Origin of the sequence: Waltera intestinalis (assembly GCF_009695995.1) — a bacterium.
GTDB classification, from domain to species: domain Bacteria; phylum Bacillota; class Clostridia; order Lachnospirales; family Lachnospiraceae; genus Acetatifactor; species Acetatifactor intestinalis.
The window spans coordinates 1-17284 of the sequence record NZ_VUMU01000011.1 but is presented as its reverse complement, the minus strand read 5'-3'; the positions used below and the strand labels follow the sequence as shown (position 1 = coordinate 17284).

Annotated in this window: 17 protein-coding genes; 2 read left to right on the top strand and 15 right to left on the bottom strand. The window is 48.7% G+C overall.

Annotated features, from left to right (window positions below):
* Positions 1-9 precede the first annotated feature (9 nt).
* The 12 genes from gatA to glnA all read right to left on the bottom strand — a co-directional run bounded on the left by gatA (position 10) and on the right by glnA (position 13084).
* A complete protein-coding gene (gene gatA, locus FYJ59_RS09430) occupies positions 10-1446 on the bottom strand; it encodes an Asp-tRNA(Asn)/Glu-tRNA(Gln) amidotransferase subunit GatA (protein WP_154496611.1) in 1437 nt (478 codons plus the stop codon).
* A 23-nt stretch (positions 1447-1469) separates the two neighbouring features.
* Complete coding sequence (gatC, locus tag FYJ59_RS09425; protein WP_154496657.1) at positions 1470-1763, bottom strand: Asp-tRNA(Asn)/Glu-tRNA(Gln) amidotransferase subunit GatC; 294 nt, start codon at positions 1761-1763, stop codon at positions 1470-1472.
* Between the two features lie 33 nt (positions 1764-1796).
* Positions 1797-3533, bottom strand: coding sequence for an aspartate--tRNA ligase (gene aspS, locus FYJ59_RS09420; protein ID WP_022153586.1), 1737 nt, complete (start codon positions 3531-3533; stop codon positions 1797-1799).
* A 424-nt stretch (positions 3534-3957) separates the two neighbouring features.
* Positions 3958-5007 (bottom strand): polyamine ABC transporter substrate-binding protein, encoded by a 1050-nt coding sequence (locus tag FYJ59_RS09415; RefSeq protein ID WP_154496610.1) that lies wholly within the window; start codon positions 5005-5007, stop codon positions 3958-3960.
* The gene (locus FYJ59_RS09410; protein WP_154496609.1) at positions 5004-5816 is read right to left on the bottom strand and encodes an ABC transporter permease; all 813 of its coding nucleotides are present in this window, start codon (positions 5814-5816) and stop codon (positions 5004-5006) included. Before FYJ59_RS09410 ends, FYJ59_RS09415 begins: the two co-directional genes overlap by 4 nt.
* Before the next feature lie 2 nt (positions 5817-5818).
* On the bottom strand, positions 5819-6691 hold the full coding sequence (locus tag FYJ59_RS09405) for an ABC transporter permease (protein ID WP_205839515.1): 873 nt from the start codon (positions 6689-6691) through the stop codon (positions 5819-5821).
* On the bottom strand, positions 6672-7664 hold the full coding sequence (locus FYJ59_RS09400; protein WP_154496608.1) for an ABC transporter ATP-binding protein: 993 nt from the start codon (positions 7662-7664) through the stop codon (positions 6672-6674). The genes FYJ59_RS09405 and FYJ59_RS09400 overlap by 20 nt, the downstream gene beginning before the upstream one ends.
* Before the next feature lie 67 nt (positions 7665-7731).
* Entirely contained in the window at positions 7732-8847 is a 1116-nt protein-coding gene (locus tag FYJ59_RS09395) for a DUF6056 family protein (protein ID WP_154496607.1), read from the bottom strand.
* A gap of 97 nt (positions 8848-8944) precedes the next feature.
* Positions 8945-10165, bottom strand: coding sequence for an LL-diaminopimelate aminotransferase (locus tag FYJ59_RS09390; RefSeq protein WP_022153573.1), 1221 nt, complete (start codon positions 10163-10165; stop codon positions 8945-8947).
* A 69-nt stretch (positions 10166-10234) separates the two neighbouring features.
* Positions 10235-11122, bottom strand: coding sequence for a diaminopimelate epimerase (dapF, locus tag FYJ59_RS09385; RefSeq protein ID WP_154496606.1), 888 nt, complete (start codon positions 11120-11122; stop codon positions 10235-10237).
* Between the two features lie 21 nt (positions 11123-11143).
* Positions 11144-11692: an ANTAR domain-containing response regulator gene (locus FYJ59_RS09380; RefSeq protein WP_154496605.1), complete on the bottom strand. Its 549-nt coding sequence runs from the start codon at positions 11690-11692 to the stop codon at positions 11144-11146.
* 57 nt (positions 11693-11749) lie between these two features.
* A complete protein-coding gene (glnA, locus tag FYJ59_RS09375; RefSeq protein ID WP_154496604.1) occupies positions 11750-13084 on the bottom strand; it encodes a type I glutamate--ammonia ligase in 1335 nt (444 codons plus the stop codon).
* A gap of 196 nt (positions 13085-13280) precedes the next feature.
* Between glnA and FYJ59_RS09370 the strand changes: the two genes are divergently transcribed.
* Positions 13281-13904, top strand: a complete 624-nt coding sequence (locus FYJ59_RS09370) for a hypothetical protein (RefSeq protein ID WP_205839514.1) — start codon at positions 13281-13283, stop codon at positions 13902-13904.
* A gap of 173 nt (positions 13905-14077) precedes the next feature.
* On the opposite strand, the gene FYJ59_RS09365 is transcribed toward FYJ59_RS09370, so the two are convergent.
* Entirely contained in the window at positions 14078-14659 is a 582-nt protein-coding gene (locus tag FYJ59_RS09365) for a helix-turn-helix domain-containing protein (protein WP_154496603.1), read from the bottom strand.
* Between the two features lie 271 nt (positions 14660-14930).
* Between FYJ59_RS09365 and FYJ59_RS09360 the strand changes: the two genes are divergently transcribed.
* Positions 14931-16076: a CgeB family protein gene (locus tag FYJ59_RS09360; protein ID WP_154496602.1), complete on the top strand. Its 1146-nt coding sequence runs from the start codon at positions 14931-14933 to the stop codon at positions 16074-16076.
* A 34-nt stretch (positions 16077-16110) separates the two neighbouring features.
* On the opposite strand, the gene FYJ59_RS09355 is transcribed toward FYJ59_RS09360, so the two are convergent.
* On the bottom strand, positions 16111-16569 hold the full coding sequence (locus FYJ59_RS09355; protein ID WP_154496601.1) for a hypothetical protein: 459 nt from the start codon (positions 16567-16569) through the stop codon (positions 16111-16113).
* On the bottom strand, positions 16569-17156 hold the full coding sequence (locus FYJ59_RS09350; protein ID WP_154496600.1) for a polysaccharide pyruvyl transferase family protein: 588 nt from the start codon (positions 17154-17156) through the stop codon (positions 16569-16571). The genes FYJ59_RS09355 and FYJ59_RS09350 overlap by 1 nt, the downstream gene beginning before the upstream one ends.
* Between the last annotated feature and the right edge of the window lie 128 nt (positions 17157-17284).

The window sequence follows — 17284 nt, the reverse complement described above, 5'->3', positions numbered from 1 at the left end:
TCCGTTGTTCTACTTCACGCTCTGCTCATAGGTATAGGCTGCACGGATCAACGTCTTCTCTTTGAAGCAGTCACCGATGAGCTGCATGCCGATAGGCAGGCCCTGGGAATCCGTACCGCAGGGAACGCTGATACCGGGCAATCCCGCCAGATTAATGGAGATGGTGTAGATGTCTCCTAAATACATCTTGATGGGATCTGCCAGACTGCTGCCCAGCTTCGGTGCCGTGGTGGGTGCCACAGGTCCTAAGATCACATCATATTTTGCAAAAGCTTCATCAAAAGCTTTTTTAATCAACGCTTTTACACGGAGTGCCTTCAGGTAATAAGCATCATAATAACCGGAGCTTAATACAAAGGATCCCAGCATGATACGACGTTTTACCTCGGGGCCAAAGCCCTGAGAACGGCTTCTCTTGTACATGGTGTGCAGATCCTCCGCATCCTGCGCACGGTAACCGTATTTTACACCATCGAAACGTTCCAGGTTAGAGCTGGCCTCTGCAGCCGCGATCGTATAATAAGTGGGGATCGCATAGTCTACCAGACTTAAGTCGAACTCCTCCACTTCTGCACCCTGCGCTTTCAACACTTCCGCTGCTGCCAGTACTGCATCCCTGACCTCGGGATCCAGTCCTTCTCCAAAATAGTCTCTGGGAATACCGATCTTCATTCCTTTCACATCCGCTACCAGCGCAGAGGTAAAATCCGTATCCTCCCGCTTCATGGAAGTGGAGTCTTTGGGATCATGGGAAGTGATCGTCTCCAGCACCGTGGCACAGTCTGTCACATCCTTGGTCAGCGGTCCGATCTGATCCAGAGAGGAACCATAGGCGATCAGTCCGTAACGGGATACCGTTCCGTAGGTGGGTTTCATACCGACCACCCCGCAATAGGATGCGGGCTGTCTGATGGAGCCGCCGGTGTCTGAGCCCAGTGCCGCAAAACATTCCTGCGCTGCTACTGCCGCCGCGGAACCGCCGGAAGAACCTCCGGGAACATGCTCCGGGTTTCTCGGATTTCTCGTCACACCGTAATAGGAAGTCTCTGTGGTACTTCCCATTGCGAACTCATCCATGTTGGTCTTGCCCAGGATGACTGCACCGGCTTTTTCCAGATTCAGCACTGCTTCCGCACTGAAGGTCGGAATAAAATTCTCTAAAATTTTAGAAGAGCAGGTGGTCAGGGTTCCCTCGGTACACATATTATCTTTGATAGCGAAAGGGACACCGGCCAGGGGGCCTGTCAGTTCTCCCGCTTCGATTTTCTTTTGTACTTCCTCTGCCTGTTTCAAAGCCTTTTCCCGTTCCACGGTCACATAGCAGTGGTAGGTATCCTCACCGGCTGCGATCTCATCCAGAACGGCCTGCGTCGCTTCCACCGCCGTAGTCTTACCTTCCCGGATCGCCTTCGCCAGCTCTACTGCTGTCAGGGATAAAATATCCATATCCATTCTCCTTTTTTAACACCCTAATCAAAAGTCCTTGGTACCACAAACATGTTGTCCTTCTCGCCGGGTGCATTGGCCAGTGTCTGTTCACTCTCATCCCCATTGGTCACCACATCCTCACGGAAGACATTCTGAACCGGGAATACATGGGACATAGGTTCCACACCGGTAGTATCCAGTTCGCCTAGTTTGTCGATATAGTCCAGCATTCTTCCCATATCCTTTTTCGCTGCTTCCTTCTCTTCGTCAGAAAGCTCGAGTTTTGCCAGAATGCCTACATATTCTATGGTCTCGTCACTGATCACGTTCGCCATACTAATTTCCATTCCTTTCCTGTTCTTTCCGCACTAATCTCTCACTTTAATGTGTACCTCACGCAGCTGCTGCTCCGTCACTTCGCCGGGAGCCCCGCACATCAGATCCTGTGCATTGCCGTTCATGGGGAAAGCAATCACCTCACGGATGTTATCCTCGTTCCGAAGCAGCATGATCATACGATCCACACCGGGAGCCATTCCCGCATGAGGGGGTGCTCCGAACTGGAACGCCTGATACAGTGCTCCAAACTTGGTCTTTAATGTCTCTTCGTCATAACCTGCGATGGCGAAAGCTTTTTTCATGATCTCGATGTCATGGTTACGTACTGCGCCGGAGGACAGTTCCACGCCGTTGCATACGATGTCGTACTGATAAGCCAGGATCTCCAGCGGATCCATAGTATTCAATGCTTCCAGACCGCCCTGGGGCATAGAGAACGGATTGTGGGTGAATCCGATCTGCTTCGTCTCGGGATCCAGCTCAAACATCGGGAAATCGTTCACATAGCAGAAACGGTAAGCATCCTTCTCGATCAGATCCAGCTTCTCGCCCAGCTCGGTACGGATATGACCTGCATAGTAGTTCGCCTTATCCTCTTTGTCCGCAATGAAGAAGATGGTATCTCCGGCAGAAAGTCCTGCCATTTCTGCCAGTTCTCCCTTCATCTCTTCGGGGATAAATTTATCGATGGGGCCCTTGTAGCTCATATCCTCTGCCACTTCGAGATAACCAAGTCCACCCATACCAAGAGAAGTCGCAAAGCTTAACAGCTTCTCATGGAAGCCTTTGGACATCTCCGCATGTACTTTGATGGCACGGACGGTTCTGCCGATAAAAGGTTTAAACGTACATCTCTGGAAAAACTCCGTCACATCCATAATTCTCAAAGGATTGCGCAGATCCGGCTTGTCACAGCCGAACTCCAGCATTGCCTGTTTGTAACTGATGATGGGGAACGGTGTCTCGGTGATCCTGCTGCCTTCGGGAGCAAACTTTACAAAGGTATCATGCAATACTTCCTCACCGACCTTGAAGACATCCTCCTGAGTCACGAAGCTCATCTCGAAATCCAGCTGATAGAACTCTCCGGGAGATCTGTCTGCTCTGGCATCCTCATCACGGAAGCAGGGAGCGATCTGGAAATACTTATCGAAGCCGGAAGCCATGAGCAGCTGCTTATATTGCTGCGGTGCCTGGGGCAGCGCATAGAATTTTCCTTTAAATTTTCTGCTGGGAACAATATAGTCTCTGGCGCCCTCGGGAGAAGAAGCACATAGGATCGGGGTCTGAATCTCCAAAAATCCCATGTCCGTCATCTTCTGGCGCAGATAACTGATCACCTTGGAACGAAATACAATGTTGTCCTTTACTTTTGCATTTCTAAGGTCAAGATAACGATATTTTAATCTCACATCTTCCCGGATCTCTTTAGACGTCTGGATCTCGAAAGGAAGCTGTTTATATACTCTTCCCAACACATCGATCTTGTGTGCTTCCAGTTCGATGGTGCCGGAAGGAATCTTCGGGTTGTAGGTTTCTTCGTCTCTGTGCTCCATGAGACCGGTTATGGACAGGCACATTTCCTTGGTGATGCCCTTTAAAAGCTCCGGCTTACGGATGACCACCTGTAATACACCATACATATCCCGCAGATCGATAAAGGATACGCCGCCGTGGTCACGGATGTTCTCCACCCAGCCTGCCACCTGCAAAGTCTGTCCGATCTGCTGTTCACTGATCTCTTTCATTGTTAAATCTCTGTACATATCGCACCTCCTGTTATATAGTGTCCCGAATGTGCGCTCCCTGTACAGCTTATTTTTGAATACAAAAAGCCCCGGGACATGTTAAAACATATCCCGGGACGAATCATCTAATCCGTGGTACCACCCGAATTGACAGGCGCCTTTGCCTATCCACTCTTGTCACTTAACGCGTGCAACGTGTCATCCTAGCTGCATGTGATATTCTGCAGTTCAGATCACCTGCTCCGGAGTGTTCCCTTCGCCAGCTTTCGCAAACAGCGCTCTCAGTCGGTGACGCTGTATTCCTGTCGTTTCCCTTGGCAAGAGTCTCTTTCATAGCATTTACAAATTAGTTTTTCAACTTAGGTTTATAATATGCGCACGAAAGAAATCTGTCAAGAACTTTTTTCATCCATTCAGCGAATGGCGCGGGCTGAACGGAAGGTTAATTACATGCATTCTTGAACTGATTCCAGATCTCCGCATGCAGATCCTCTGCCTCCTGGGAGATATTCTGCACGATCTCGCCCTCCGCAGCATCTTCCGGCAATACGATCATTTTCTTCATATCGTCAGAAATGTACTCTTCCGCGGCTTTATTTGTGCAGTAATAGCCGATATATTCAAAGCATTTTGCCGCATTTTCCGGTTGGTTGATATAATCTAAAAATGCATATGCCGCATCTGCATTGGGTGCCTTCGCAGGAACAAACCCTGCCATGATACCGAATCCGAGACCTTCCTTCGGATATACTACCTCCAGGTCCGGTCTGGCCTGCAGTGCCGTGGACACCTGGGAAGTGTACAGAAATGCCGCTGCGACTTCCCCGCTGATCAGATAATCCTGCGTATTATTGTCATTGATCACACGGATGTTGGGAGCCAGTGTCAGCAGTTTATCTCCCGCTGCCCGGATCACATCCAGGTCCTCTGTGTTAAAGGATTCTCCCATGGTCTTTAGGGTAATTCCATCAATGACACGGTAATTTGCAGTCAGTGCCACATTGTTTTCCAATTCCGGATTCCACAGATCTTCATATCCCGTAATCTTCACATCCGTCAGTCCCGGATCGTATACGATCAAAGGAATGCCCGCTCCGTAGGGCACAGTGTATTCATTCTGCGGATCATAGAACTGTGACATAAACACCGGATTCAGATTATCATAGCCGCTGATCCTGGATGTATCCAGCTTCTGCACCAGTCCCTCCTGTATCGCAAGTTCAATGATATAATCATCCGCAATGACCAGATCGTAATCACCGCCCTTGGTCTCCTCCAGCTTTGCCAGCATATCTTCATCATAATCAAAGTTGGAATAATTGATCCGGATACCGGTCTCTTTTTCAAAACCGTCCAGGATCTCCTGAGGGAACATGCCATCCCAGGTATAGAGATTCAGTTCTCCCTTGTCTTCTTTCCCGCCTGCTCCACAGCCGGTAAACAGCGTGACCAGCATGGTCGCTGCCAACAGCATTGCCAGCTTTTTCTTCATAATCTCCTCCTTCGATGCAGATTTTCTACATCCGCTTCTATTTTCCCATGATGATTATGGGAATACACTCCCGCCAGGAACAACAATATCACAAGCAGCATGACTGTTGCAAGTGCGTTGATCTCCGGTGTCACACCGGTCTTCAATTTCGTATAGATCTTCACCGGCAGAGTATTGACCTTCGGTCCGGTGACAAATATGCTGATCACCACATCATCAAAAGACATGGCAAATGCCAGCAGTACTCCCGACAGGATCGCCGGCAGGATCTGCGGAAGTATCACGTCCCGGAATACCTGCCATTTCGACGCTCCCAGGTCCAAGGCCGCTTCTTCCAGGGAATGGTCCATTCCCACCAGCCTCGCCCTTACCATCGTAAAAATATACGGCACACAAAATGTAGTATGGGCGATCACCAACGTGACCATACCGAATGGCAGACCCATCAGAGAAAATACGGACAAAAATACCATACCCAGAATGATCTCCGGGATCATGATCGGCAGGGTAGACACATAAGCCACAGCCTCATTCAGTTTTCTCTTCCTGCGACTCATCCCCAGTGCCCCCGAAGTACCGATCAGCACAGCGAAGGTACAACTGAGCACCGCCAGAATCAGGCTGCCCGCCAGGGCTTCTCCCAGATCTCTGTCCCGGAATAATTCCCGGTACCACTTCAGGGAAAAGCCTTCCCACACAGAGGTCAGTTTGGAGGCATTAAAAGAATACACCACTGTTAACAGGATCGGAATATAGGTCAGGATCGTGATCACAGCCACATAAATAAAGGGCCATTTTTTCTTCTTCATACTTACAGCATCCCTTCTAACTGCGAGGTTCCGGTAATCTTACGATACAGGCGGATCATCACGGAAGTCAGTACCATCAATACAGCTGACAGTGCCGCCGCAAAAGGCTGGTTACGTCCCTTGGTGATCTGCTCCTGGATCACACTTCCCACCAGAACGATCTTATTGCCTCCCAGAATATCCGCGATGAAGAACAGACCCATGGATGGGATAAAAGAAAGAACCACTCCGGACAAAAGTCCAGGCAGGGTCAGCCGGAAGCTGACTGTCCAAAACGCTTTCCATGAGGATGCTCCCAGATCCCTGGAGGCTTCCACCAGAGAATGATCCAGTTTCTCCGCACTGGAATACACTGCCAGGATCATAAAAGGCAGCAGAGCATATACCATGCCCACTACGACTGCCGGATAAGTGTAGAGCAGCTTTAACGGCTGATCCGTCAGATGCAGTCCCATCAAAATCTTATCCAATACGCCGTTACTGCGGAACACGATGATCCAGCCATACAGGCGGATCAGCCCACTGGTCCAGAACGGGATCATGATAAGCAGCAGCATTCTGCGCTTCCATACTGCATTCATCTGTGCCATAAAATACCCATACGGGTAGCCGATCAGCGCCACGAGCAGTGTGGACGTGAATGCCAGCTTCAGAGATTGCAGAAAAGTATTCAGGTACAACGGTTCCAATATGCGTTTGTAATTATCCAGTGTAAATGTAAAATCCACACCCCAGACCTGCGCACGCTGTAAAAAGCTCAGCAGGAACATATACAGGATCGGCAACGCCACGAACAGCACAGTGAACACATACATAGGTATGAGCAGTCCTATATTCCCGGCATCCCGCCTGCCACTACTTTTTTTCGTCTTCATCATTATCTATTACCTTCACAGCATTTTTCGCATCCCAGCCGATCTTTACCGTCTGTCCCGGCTGCAGATTATGATCGATCCCATAGCGGCTGGCTGTCAGAAGCTGTCCGTCAGGCAAGCGGAACAGGATCCGCAGTTGTCCGCCGGCAAAGCTTTTTTCCACCACGGACGCCTCATGGACACAGCCCTCTTCCCCATTCATCAGAATATTCTCCGTACGGATCGCCAGCGTCTCGGATCCCAGATGCAGAATATTCGCATTGCCTACAAAATCCGCCACATAGCTGGTCCTGGGCTGATAGTATACCTCATTCGGAGTCCCCAACTGCTCCAGTACTCCTTCGTGCATGACACCGATGCGGTCCGACATATTAATGGCTTCTTCCTGATCATGGGTAATATAAATAAACGTGATACCCAGCTGTTTCTGCAGCCGCTTCAGTTCCAGCTGCATCTGCCTGCGCAGTTTCAGATCCAGTGCACCCAGCGGCTCATCTAACAGCAATACTTTCGGTTCGTTGATCACAGCTCTTGCGATGGCAATCCGCTGCCTCTGGCCACCGGACAGCTGATCCGGCATACGTTTCCCGTATTCTTCCAGCTGTACCAGCCGCAGGGCCTGCTTCACCCGTTCTGCGATCTCTGCTTTCGGCACTTTACGGATCTTCAGTCCGTATCCTACATTATCCGCCACATTCATATGCGGAAACAATGCGTAATTTTGGAAAACCGTATTTACGTCCCGCTTATTGGGTTCCCAGTCCGTAATGTCTCTTCCCTCCAGGATCACACTTCCGGAATCCGGCAGCTCCAGTCCCGCAATGATCCGGAGTGTGGTGGTCTTGCCGCATCCGGAGGCTCCTAACAGCGTAATAAACTCGCCCTGTGCCACCTCCAGGTCCACTCCCTTTAATACTTCCGTATGATCAAAAGATTTCCGGATCTGCTGCAGTTTCAATATACTTTCGCCCATGCTCCGGCTCCTTCCTTATTCCATCTATCTTAATCTATCTAATCTGTGCAGACTGTTCCGCCTGTCCTTATCTGATCCATCCCCAGCATAATCCCAGGAATTCCGCAAGATAATACATGCCCCTCAGCCATACCAGCATCGCACAGCTGTAATACATCCAGGCATTTTCCTTCTGCCTGTCCACCGCTTTTCCCGCCATAGACAATATCACGCAGAGCAACAGTGCCATTGTTCCAAAGCTTGCTCTGTCCGGATAATGGGGCGACAATATCATTGCTCCCCACGACAGCAGTGCTCCCAGCAAAAGCAGTCCGTTATCTCTTCCTATTTTTTCTTTTAAAATCCCCTTGCATATCACAAGGGCAACCGCCGTAAGCAGCAACGTGGAAAACAGATATTCCAATGCTCCTCTTGCCTCGCTGTAGCAGCGCAGATAGAGGTTCCACAGTATTCCCCGGGTGCTCTCCGCCGTCTCCCCGCTGCGGACAAAATTCCCCGGTGCCACGATCATCAGAATGCTTCCCGCGAGGCAGCTGATATTTCCCAGATACATCCATGCCGGAATCTTTTTTTGTTCTCTGCGGCGGAGTAGCATTACCACCAGGCTTAAGATCCAGACCGTCGGCCCCATATTTTCATTGCTCCAGCCAGCGATCAGTCCCAGTGGAAGGATCCAGACTGTGATCCCCCACAGATTCTTCTCCTCATATTTCAGATAGCAGAGCAGAAACGCCAGGATAAATCCTGTCATGTACAGATAATTCGCTGCACCCGCTTCCCAGAACATGCTCATTTTCCAGTTGGCATTCAGTCCAAACAGCATTCCCAGTGCCGCAAAATAATAGGGCATACGAACTCTGCCGGCAGCCTGGCAGATCAGCCACGCCAGTATAAACGTCATTGCCGTGTTCAGAATATCCGCCCAGCTCTCACCGGTTAACAGGATCATCTGCAGCAGCGCGTGAGCCATGCTTCTGCCGCCCCAGTTAAAATAATGCCAGATCTGCGCATGGACAATATCCCCGAGATTGCGGATCGGTGTATCCGCATACAACAACGTGGAATACCATTCATCGTCCATCATAAAATCAATCTCATAATTGACCCGCCATACAATAATCCCTGTCAGCAGGATCAATGCAAGACTGCTCCATTGTATGATCTTTTTCTGTTTTTCCCACATGTTTTCCCTGCTCCTTTTATGGCAAAAAGCGGCTGTTTCTCTCTAAGCAGCCGCACATACTTCACCTATGGATAAATTGTCTGCTATCCCCAACAGCCTACAGACGGATCTTCTTCAGTCGGTCCACTGCCTCTACGGTATTCTCGTAGCTTCCGAAAGCCGTCAGGCGGAAGTAATGCTCACCGCTTGGTCCGAATCCGGATCCGGGGGTACCTACCACGTTGACATTCTCTAACAGATAATCGAAGAACTCCCAGCTGGTCATGCCGTTCGGCGCCTTCAGCCAGATATAGGGAGCGTTCACACCGCCGGATACGGTAAATCCCGCTTCTTTTAAGCCGTTCAGGATATAATGTGCGTTGTTCATGTAATAAGCAACCTGCTCCTTCAGCTGTGCCTTACCTGCCGCAGAATATACGGCTTCACCGGCACGCTGTACGATGTAGGGTGCTCCGTTGTATTTGGTGCCGTGTCTTCTCGCCCACAGTGCATGGAGACTGACATCCCCGCTCTTTAAATCCTTGGGAATCACGGTAAAGCCCAGACGCACTCCGGTAAAGCCGGCATTTTTGGAGAAGGAACGGAATTCGATGGCACAGGTTCTGGCTCCTTCACATTCATAGATACTGTGAGGCACATCCGGCTCGGAAATATATGCTTCGTAAGCTGCATCATACAGAATGACAGCACCTACTTTATTGGCATAGTCCACCCATTCCTGCAGCTGTGCTTTGGTGATCGTGGCACCGGTAGGGTTGTTGGGGAAGCATAAATAAATCAGATCCGGGGTCTCCTTCGGCAGTTCCGGTGCGAAACCGTTCTCTGCCAGACAGGGCATATAGATCACATCACTCCAGGTCTCGGACTTCGGATCGTAAGTGCCGGTTCTGCCTGCCATGACGTTAGAATCCACGTATACAGGGTAAACAGGGTCACATACCGCGATCTTATTGTCCAGGCTGAAGATCTCCTGAATATTGCCACAGTCACATTTTGCTCCGTCGGATACAAAGATCTCGTCCGGTGCAATGTCGCAGCCTCTTGCCTTATAATCATTTTCGGCGATCGCATTGCGCAGGAACTCATAGCCAAGGTCGGGAGCGTAACCATGAAAAGTCTCCGCTTTTCCCATCTCATCCACCGCACCGTGCAGTGCATCAATGATGGCAGGTGCCAGAGGCTGCGTCACATCTCCGATTCCCAGACGGATGATCTTTTTGTCCGGGTGTGCTGCGGAATACGCATTTACCTTTTTACCGATGGTGGAAAATAAATAGCTTCCGGGAAGTTTTAAATAGTTGTCGTTTACTTTAAACATAGTACGTTCTCCTCTCTATTATCCTTAGTGCAGTATTGCTGTCACCTTGCTGTCGATTCAAAATCTGGTTTAGACGGAGTACGGGTCAACTTCGCCCTCAAATACGATCTTCGCAGGTCCGGTCATGTAGACCAGATTCGCTGTGCGGTCCCATTTGATGTGCAGTTCACCGCCTAATAGTTTAACAGTTATTTCCTCGTCCGTCAAACCATTTAACACGCATGCCACCGCCGTAGCGCAACATCCGGTACCGCAGGCAAGGGTCTCCCCGGTGCCTCTCTCCCAGACGCGCATGAATACATTTTTCCGGTCCAGAATCTCTACGAATTCGGTGTTCGTCCGGTTGGGGAAACAGGGATGGTGCTCGAACTTCGGACCGATTTTCTCGATATCCAGATCCTTTACCCCGTTCATAAATACAATGGCATGGGGATTGCCCATGGAGACACAGGTCATACGGTATTTCTCGCCGTCCACCGTAACCGGCGCATCCACTACAGCAGGTCCCACCGGGGTCTCCCGAGTAGCTTCTGCTATCACCGGTACCTCCATAGGTGCCAGGACCGGCTGTCCCATGTTCACCTGTACCATAGTTACATGCCCTCTGTCCGTGGCGGTCCTGCCTTCCACCGTGAGCTTTAAATATTTTATTTTACCGGCACTGACGATGGTAATGTCTTCCCGGTCTGTCAGTCCCTTATCATAGACGTATTTTGCCACGCAGCGGATACCATTGCCACACATCTCCGAGCGGCTGCCGTCCGCATTGTACATCTCCATCTCGAAATCCGCTTCCTCTGCCGGATTAATGAAGATCACACCGTCTCCGCCGATGCCGAAATGCCTATCACTTAACTTTCTTACGATCTCAGGCTTCTCCTGCGGTGAAAGCTTCTCCGTAAAGCCGTTGACATATACATAATCATTGCCACAGCCCTGCATTTTTGTAAATTTCATGTATTGCTGTTCCTCCTGTTGTTACTCTGTCATCATCGACAGCACCATCTGTGCCGTCTCCACCAGATTCGTCCCACTGTCCATACTGGTCTTCTGAAGATACCGGTGGGCTTCTTCTTCGGTCATATGATTTCTTGCCATCAAAAGCTCCTTGGCATCTTTGATCGCTTTTTCATCCGCTGCATTGCGGGTCTTCGGCTGCATGCGCCGTTTTCTTCTGCGGCGCTCCACGCCTTCTACCATCAGATTTACCGTATTGATCAGGTCCTGAACCTTTAACGGCATGGAGAGACATACGATGCCGTTGCCGTAGCATTCGCTGATCAGATTCCGAGATGCCATCAAAAGCATCTCGAAGCCCTCCGGCAGATCATCATGAAGTTCTGTATATATCATATCCGCCAGCTTATAACTGCAGATCACGATTCCGTCATTCAGTCCGTCCATCTGGCTGATTGCCTGGGTGCCCGTAGTACAGATACCCGTGACCTGGAAGCCGCTGCGTACCAGGATACTTTTGACGCCTTTGGCTTCCTCCAGCTTCGGCAGCACGACAATAATGTTCGTCATTCGCCCACCTCCTTTCTTCTGTGTTTTTACTCTTTCATTACAAAAGAAAGGATTTCATCAATACTTATACAGATACTCCTGAATCTCCCATTCAGATACCTGGGAGCGGTACTCATGCCATTCCTTGCGCTTGGCATCGATGTATTTTCCGGCAATATGCTCGCCTAAGACATCCTGGATAAAGGTATCCTTCTCCAGTTCTTCCACTGCCTCCAGCAAAGTGCCCGGCAGCTGGTCGATGTTCAGCTCTTTCCGCTCTTTGGCGGTCAGTGCAAAAATGTTCGCATTGATGCTCTCGGGGGGCAGGATCTTCTCCCGGATGCCCTGCAAGCCCGCGCTCAGGCAGACTGCCAGTGTCAGATAAGGGTTTGCTGCGGAATCGGGACTGCGCAGTTCGATACGGGTACCCTCTCCGTCTGCGGTAGCCGGAATACGGATCAGGGGGCTGCGGTTCGTTGTACTCCATGCGATGTAGACCGGCGCCTCGAAGCCGGGTACCAGGCGCTTATAGGAATTCACCAAAGGATTCGTGATCGCTGCCATTCCTTTGATATGCTTCATGATACCACCGATGAAATAATAGGCTTCCTTACTCAGTCCGTTGGGATCGGACGCATCCTGAAAAATATTTTTACCGTCTTTCTGCAGAGACATATTGATGTGCATACCGGAACCGTTGACGCCGAACTTCGGCTTCGGCATAAATGTTGCGTGCAGACCGTGGCGTCTTGCAATGGTACGCACCGCCATCTTGAACGTCATGATATTGTCCGCAGTATGTAACGCTTCATCGTATTTGAAATCGATCTCATGCTGTGCCGGAGCCATCTCATGATGGGATGCCTCGATGACGAATCCCATATCCTCCAGATTCATAACGATGTCACGACGGGCATTCTCACCGAAATCTAACGGTCCGATGTCGAAATATCCGGCCTGTTCGTGGGTGTTGGTCGTAGGCATGGTATTTTCATCGGTATTGAACAGGAAAAATTCACATTCGGGACCTACCTCGAACGTATATCCCATATCCTCAGCCTGCTGCACCGCACGCTTCAGCACATAACGGGGATCGCCTTCAAAAGGCTGGCCGTTGGGGCGATAGACATCACAGATCATACGTGCCACCTTGCCCTGCTGGGGTCTCCAGGGGAAGATCTCCAGCGTAGACAAATCCGGATACAGATACATATCGGATTCCTCGATCCGGGCGAAGCCGTCGATGGCGGAGCCGTCGAACATGCATTTATTGTTCAGTACACGATCCAGCTGACTGGCTGTCACTGCAATATTTTTCAGATTGCCAAACAGATCCGTGAACTGCAGACGGATGAATTCCACATCCTCTTCTTCCACAAGACGGATGATATCTTCCTTGGTATAATTGTTCATCGTTACCCTCGTTTCTGCGCCGCCTGTCTGCTCCTTTTCCACGGGGCGGACGCATCCGTGAAAAATACTTACACTAACTATAGCAATGCCTGTTTTGTCTTGTCAATGCGAAGTTCTCCTCATTTACGGTACTACGTGGGAGGTCCTGCGCATACTATTTATAAAGATCATCCCATCATTCCAAGGAGACCCAAGAATGAGTGCAAATACAAAGATCGTCGTACTTCGCAGAAAAGAACTGCTCTATACCGGAATCTTCGCCGCGCTGGGGGTGTTGTTCATCATATTACTGTTAATGCTGTTGTTGCCAGGCAAGGATACGGATGCCTCCTATGGGACACCGGACACTCCCGACAGCACCACCGAGACCGCTATGCCAGACAATGTAGCGGATACTTCTGCCGGAGCGGTCGCCGATACTTCCTCTGTGAACACCTCGAATACATATATCCCCGGAATCTATACTACAGAGCTGGTGCTGGGGAATGAAACCGTAAACGTGGAAGTCATCGTAAATGACCAGGCAATCACATCCGTAAGCCTCGCAGATCCGGATGAGACACTCATCACCATGTATCCACTGCTGGAGCCTACCATGGAATCCCTGAACGACCAGCTCTGTGAGATGCAGGATCCGGAGCAGGTCACCTATTCCGCAGAGACCAGATATACTTCACTGGTGCTTTTGGAAGCGGTGAAGGCATCCCTGGAGAAGGCAAAGCCTAAGGCTACGCCGGAAGCCACGGGCGCGCCGGATGCAACGAATGCACCGACAGCCTCTCCGAATGTACCGAAAGCGGATATCAATCCTGCGGCATAAGGGACTCATGTGCCGTGCATAAAATTCAGTACTAACGTAAAAAAGGGTGCATGCCTCCCGGCATGCACCCCATTGTGCGTTTTATTGTAATATTTTGTTTGCAACACTGGGTTTATTTTATACTATTTGTGGGGGAGATGCAAGGGAAAATTACTTCTCTTTTTTCTCTGTTATCAGCAGACATTTCGCACCTCACTTTCTACAATATTAAATCGTATAAATTCCGGGATCGCATTTGCAAGTGCCTTTTCTTTTATACGTTCATCTCCCGTCGCTGCATATGCCACTTCAACACCTGCAGAAAAATATAATTTTTCAAGCTTCTGGGAACGAATATCATTATAATTTGTACAAAGAGGTAAATCGTTCATCCTGGACAAGTAATCAATCATAGCCAGTAGATACATAGCTTCTCTGCACCATCTGCGTTCATAAAGCTTTCTTACTTCATCCGTCTCAAGTGTTTCGATAATAAAATCTATATCACCCATATCCTTTACATGATGGCATGTATTACTTTTAAATGTTTCAAACGAACATCTATAATCTATATTATCTGCACTATTATTTTCCAATATCGAGTCTACCGTTACATTAAGCACCTTGGCGATTTTATGCAGAGTTCCTGCCGTGCATTTATCAAGGTCTGCTTTTCCATTACAGATATCAGTAATTGTTGTCATTGCAACTCCGCTTTCCTTGCTCAAACGATACCTCGACATTTTTTCTTTTTCAAGTAAATCATTAATTATCATCTGCTTCCCTCCTATTTATTAATATATCGGTCAGCCGAACTATTGTCAACAATATTATTTACAATTAATATATCCGAGAATTTCTGGTTCAAAATGATTTTAATAAAATCTTTCTGAATAGGAAATCCTGCACAGATATTTTCCCATTAACATCTCGTCTTACGACTGGAAAAGGTTGCTCGTTTCTTTTTTCTTGCCTTTTTCTCATATATGTCCCATAATATTTTTATCAACATACAAAGGGTTTTCCCGCCTCAACACGGAGATTTCCATGAACATTTTATTTTACGATATGGGAAGTTACACGTATCAGGATACGCTGTATTATCTGAAGCAGCTTGGTCATACCTGTAAAACGATATATTATCACTTCCCCGATAAATTCCATGACGATTTTTTCTGTGACCGCTTTGAGAAGCAATTGCAGTCCGATTCCTACGATGCCGTCATGAGCATTAACTTCTTCCCACTGGTCGCAACGCTGTGCCATACACATCAGATTCCCTACCTGGCATGGTGCTACGACAGCCCGCTGGAGGAAAAACTGGAAGAATATTTTGCCTACGATACGAACCGGATCTTCCTGTTCGACCGCATCGAAGCCGAGCATTATCAAAGTCTCGGATATTCCCGGGTATATCACCTGCCCCTGGCCGTCAATACGGAACGCCTGGACAAACTGCAGTTTTCCCCTGCACAGATTCAAAAGCACCGCTGCGATGTCTCCTTTATCGGACATCTGTATGAATCTCCCCTGCAGGTATTGCTGTATTCCGCAGATGATTATATCAAGGGTTACATCGAGGGAATCCTCCAGGCTCAGCTGCGGGTATACGGATATTACTTCATTGACGAGTTGATCACCGACGACCTGCTGGATTCTGTGAATCAGTCTTTCCGGAAAATAGGGCAGACCACCCTGACTCTGAACCGCAGAGGGTTATCCTTTGCCATCGCCTCAGAGATTACGAATTTGGAGCGTTGTTTCCTGTTGGAGCAGATGGGGGAATTGTTCAACACCCATTTCTATACTACAAAACCTCACTCCTTAAGCGACCATGTGATCTCTCTCGGCCCGGTAAAATATATGGAGGAAATGCCCTGCGTCTTTCGGTCCAGCAAGCTGAACCTGAATCCCACCCTGAAAAGCATCCAGTCCGGTATTCCCCTGCGTGCCCTGGATATCATGGGATCGAAAGGCGTGCTACTGTCCAACTTCCAGCCGGAGCTCGTGGAATATTTCGAAGACGGTCAGGATCTCATCCTCTACAGCAGCATGGAAGAAGCCGTGGAGAAGGCTGCTTATTACCTGGAACACGACAATATCCGGGCACAAATTGCACAGAACGGGTATGAGAAAATAAAAGAAGAGTTTACCTATACTGATCGTATTCAAAAAATGCTGGAGACTATTTAAAATAGTCCCAGCATTTTTATGTAACGTAATGTTTCTAAACCAAATGGCATTCTGTCAATACTTTCTCCACCGCAGATCTCATAGCATTCTCTACTGTCTCCTCTGATCCCTGCAACGTCTTCAGATACGGAATATCCGGATAGTGTTCTCTTAAGTATGTCTCGTATTTCCTGTCTGCGCAGTAGAAAAACATGGAAAGACTCAGTTGCCTGGATAAGTATTTCTCATTCTGCAGGTTCTCATGCAACAAGAAGTTCACGAACTTGCTGTTGACCAGATTGTAGGAAATGCCGCCCATCAAAGTCGTCTGTTCAAACCCGACAAGATCAAACGTGATGATCAGGTCGAAGGTTTCCTTTGACAACAGTTCATAGGGATAGTCCCTTTCGGAATCACAGGTTGCGAATTGCACTACGTAATTCTGCCCAAGGGCATCCCGCAGCTTTTCTGCAACCTGTGTGGCTTTTGATGTAATCAATAGTATTTTTAGCATTATTTCCGCCCCTCTTTTGCCAGTGCATTATCCAACCATTTCTGCGATCTGTCTCTTTCCTGCTCTAACTTTTCATCCACAGCATCATAATGGATCTCTTCAAACATCGTATCCGTCATAGCCACATCTGTTTTCTGCAAAATACGCTCCGCAATCCCCGGCAGGTTCTCGAAGAACTGAAATCTGTCCGTCTGTCGGTTCACAATAGACAAAAATGTCTTGTGGAATATGATAGAAAAACAGGTCCCATGAAAAGAATCCGTCACGACGTAGTCTGCTTTTCGCAAATAGCAGAGCCATTCTTCCACATCCAGATCCACTCTCACATTTTCAAAATTCAGTACATGACGTCCCCAGTCTCTGACTTCCATGGCATTATCGATGATATAAACGATCTTCATTCCGTTTAACTGTGCCTGCAGTCTCTCACAGAATTTGCGTTTTTCCACCGTCGGGCTCAACAGATAAGCCACAATATACGGTTCCTCTTCCTCATCCAGTATCCCCGGATTCCACTGCCTGATCAGATCATCGTATTCCCTGTCTGTCAGTAAAAATACCGGATCCACGACCTGCTCTGCAGTCATCGTAAATCTTCAACCACTCGTACCTTATAATACTACCACATTCATGAGATAATTGCTCCAAATATTTTCGTGTCGATTGCGCGATTCGCGCAATTCGAGCGATTACTTAAGGAGGACTCTCATGAACA

Bases quoted from the DNA above. Each gene is read 5' to 3' on its own strand.
- aspS (WP_022153586.1), bottom strand. From the start codon at position 3,533: ATGTACAGAGATTTAACAATGAAAGAGATCAGTGAACAGCAGATCGGA.
- gatC (WP_154496657.1), bottom strand. From the start codon at position 1,763: ATGGCGAACGTGATCAGTGACGAGACCATAGAATATGTAGGCATTCTG.
- FYJ59_RS09390 (WP_022153573.1), bottom strand. From the start codon at position 10,165: ATGTTTAAAGTAAACGACAACTATTTAAAACTTCCCGGAAGCTATTTA.
- FYJ59_RS09360 (WP_154496602.1), top strand. From the start codon at position 14,931: ATGAACATTTTATTTTACGATATGGGAAGTTACACGTATCAGGATACG.
- FYJ59_RS09410 (WP_154496609.1), bottom strand. From the start codon at position 5,816: ATGAAGAAGAAAAAATGGCCCTTTATTTATGTGGCTGTGATCACGATC.
- dapF (WP_154496606.1), bottom strand. From the start codon at position 11,122: ATGAAATTTACAAAAATGCAGGGCTGTGGCAATGATTATGTATATGTC.
- FYJ59_RS09380 (WP_154496605.1), bottom strand. From the start codon at position 11,692: ATGACGAACATTATTGTCGTGCTGCCGAAGCTGGAGGAAGCCAAAGGC.
- FYJ59_RS09365 (WP_154496603.1), bottom strand. From the start codon at position 14,659: ATGATAATTAATGATTTACTTGAAAAAGAAAAAATGTCGAGGTATCGT.
- glnA (WP_154496604.1), bottom strand. From the start codon at position 13,084: ATGAACAATTATACCAAGGAAGATATCATCCGTCTTGTGGAAGAAGAG.
- FYJ59_RS09395 (WP_154496607.1), bottom strand. From the start codon at position 8,847: ATGTGGGAAAAACAGAAAAAGATCATACAATGGAGCAGTCTTGCATTG.
- gatA (WP_154496611.1), bottom strand. From the start codon at position 1,446: ATGGATATTTTATCCCTGACAGCAGTAGAGCTGGCGAAGGCGATCCGG.
- FYJ59_RS09370 (WP_205839514.1), top strand. From the start codon at position 13,281: ATGAGTGCAAATACAAAGATCGTCGTACTTCGCAGAAAAGAACTGCTC.
- FYJ59_RS09405 (WP_205839515.1), bottom strand. From the start codon at position 6,691: ATGAAGACGAAAAAAAGTAGTGGCAGGCGGGATGCCGGGAATATAGGA.
- FYJ59_RS09350 (WP_154496600.1), bottom strand. From the start codon at position 17,156: ATGACTGCAGAGCAGGTCGTGGATCCGGTATTTTTACTGACAGACAGG.
- FYJ59_RS09400 (WP_154496608.1), bottom strand. From the start codon at position 7,664: ATGGGCGAAAGTATATTGAAACTGCAGCAGATCCGGAAATCTTTTGAT.
- FYJ59_RS09415 (WP_154496610.1), bottom strand. From the start codon at position 5,007: ATGAAGAAAAAGCTGGCAATGCTGTTGGCAGCGACCATGCTGGTCACG.
- FYJ59_RS09355 (WP_154496601.1), bottom strand. From the start codon at position 16,569: ATGCTAAAAATACTATTGATTACATCAAAAGCCACACAGGTTGCAGAA.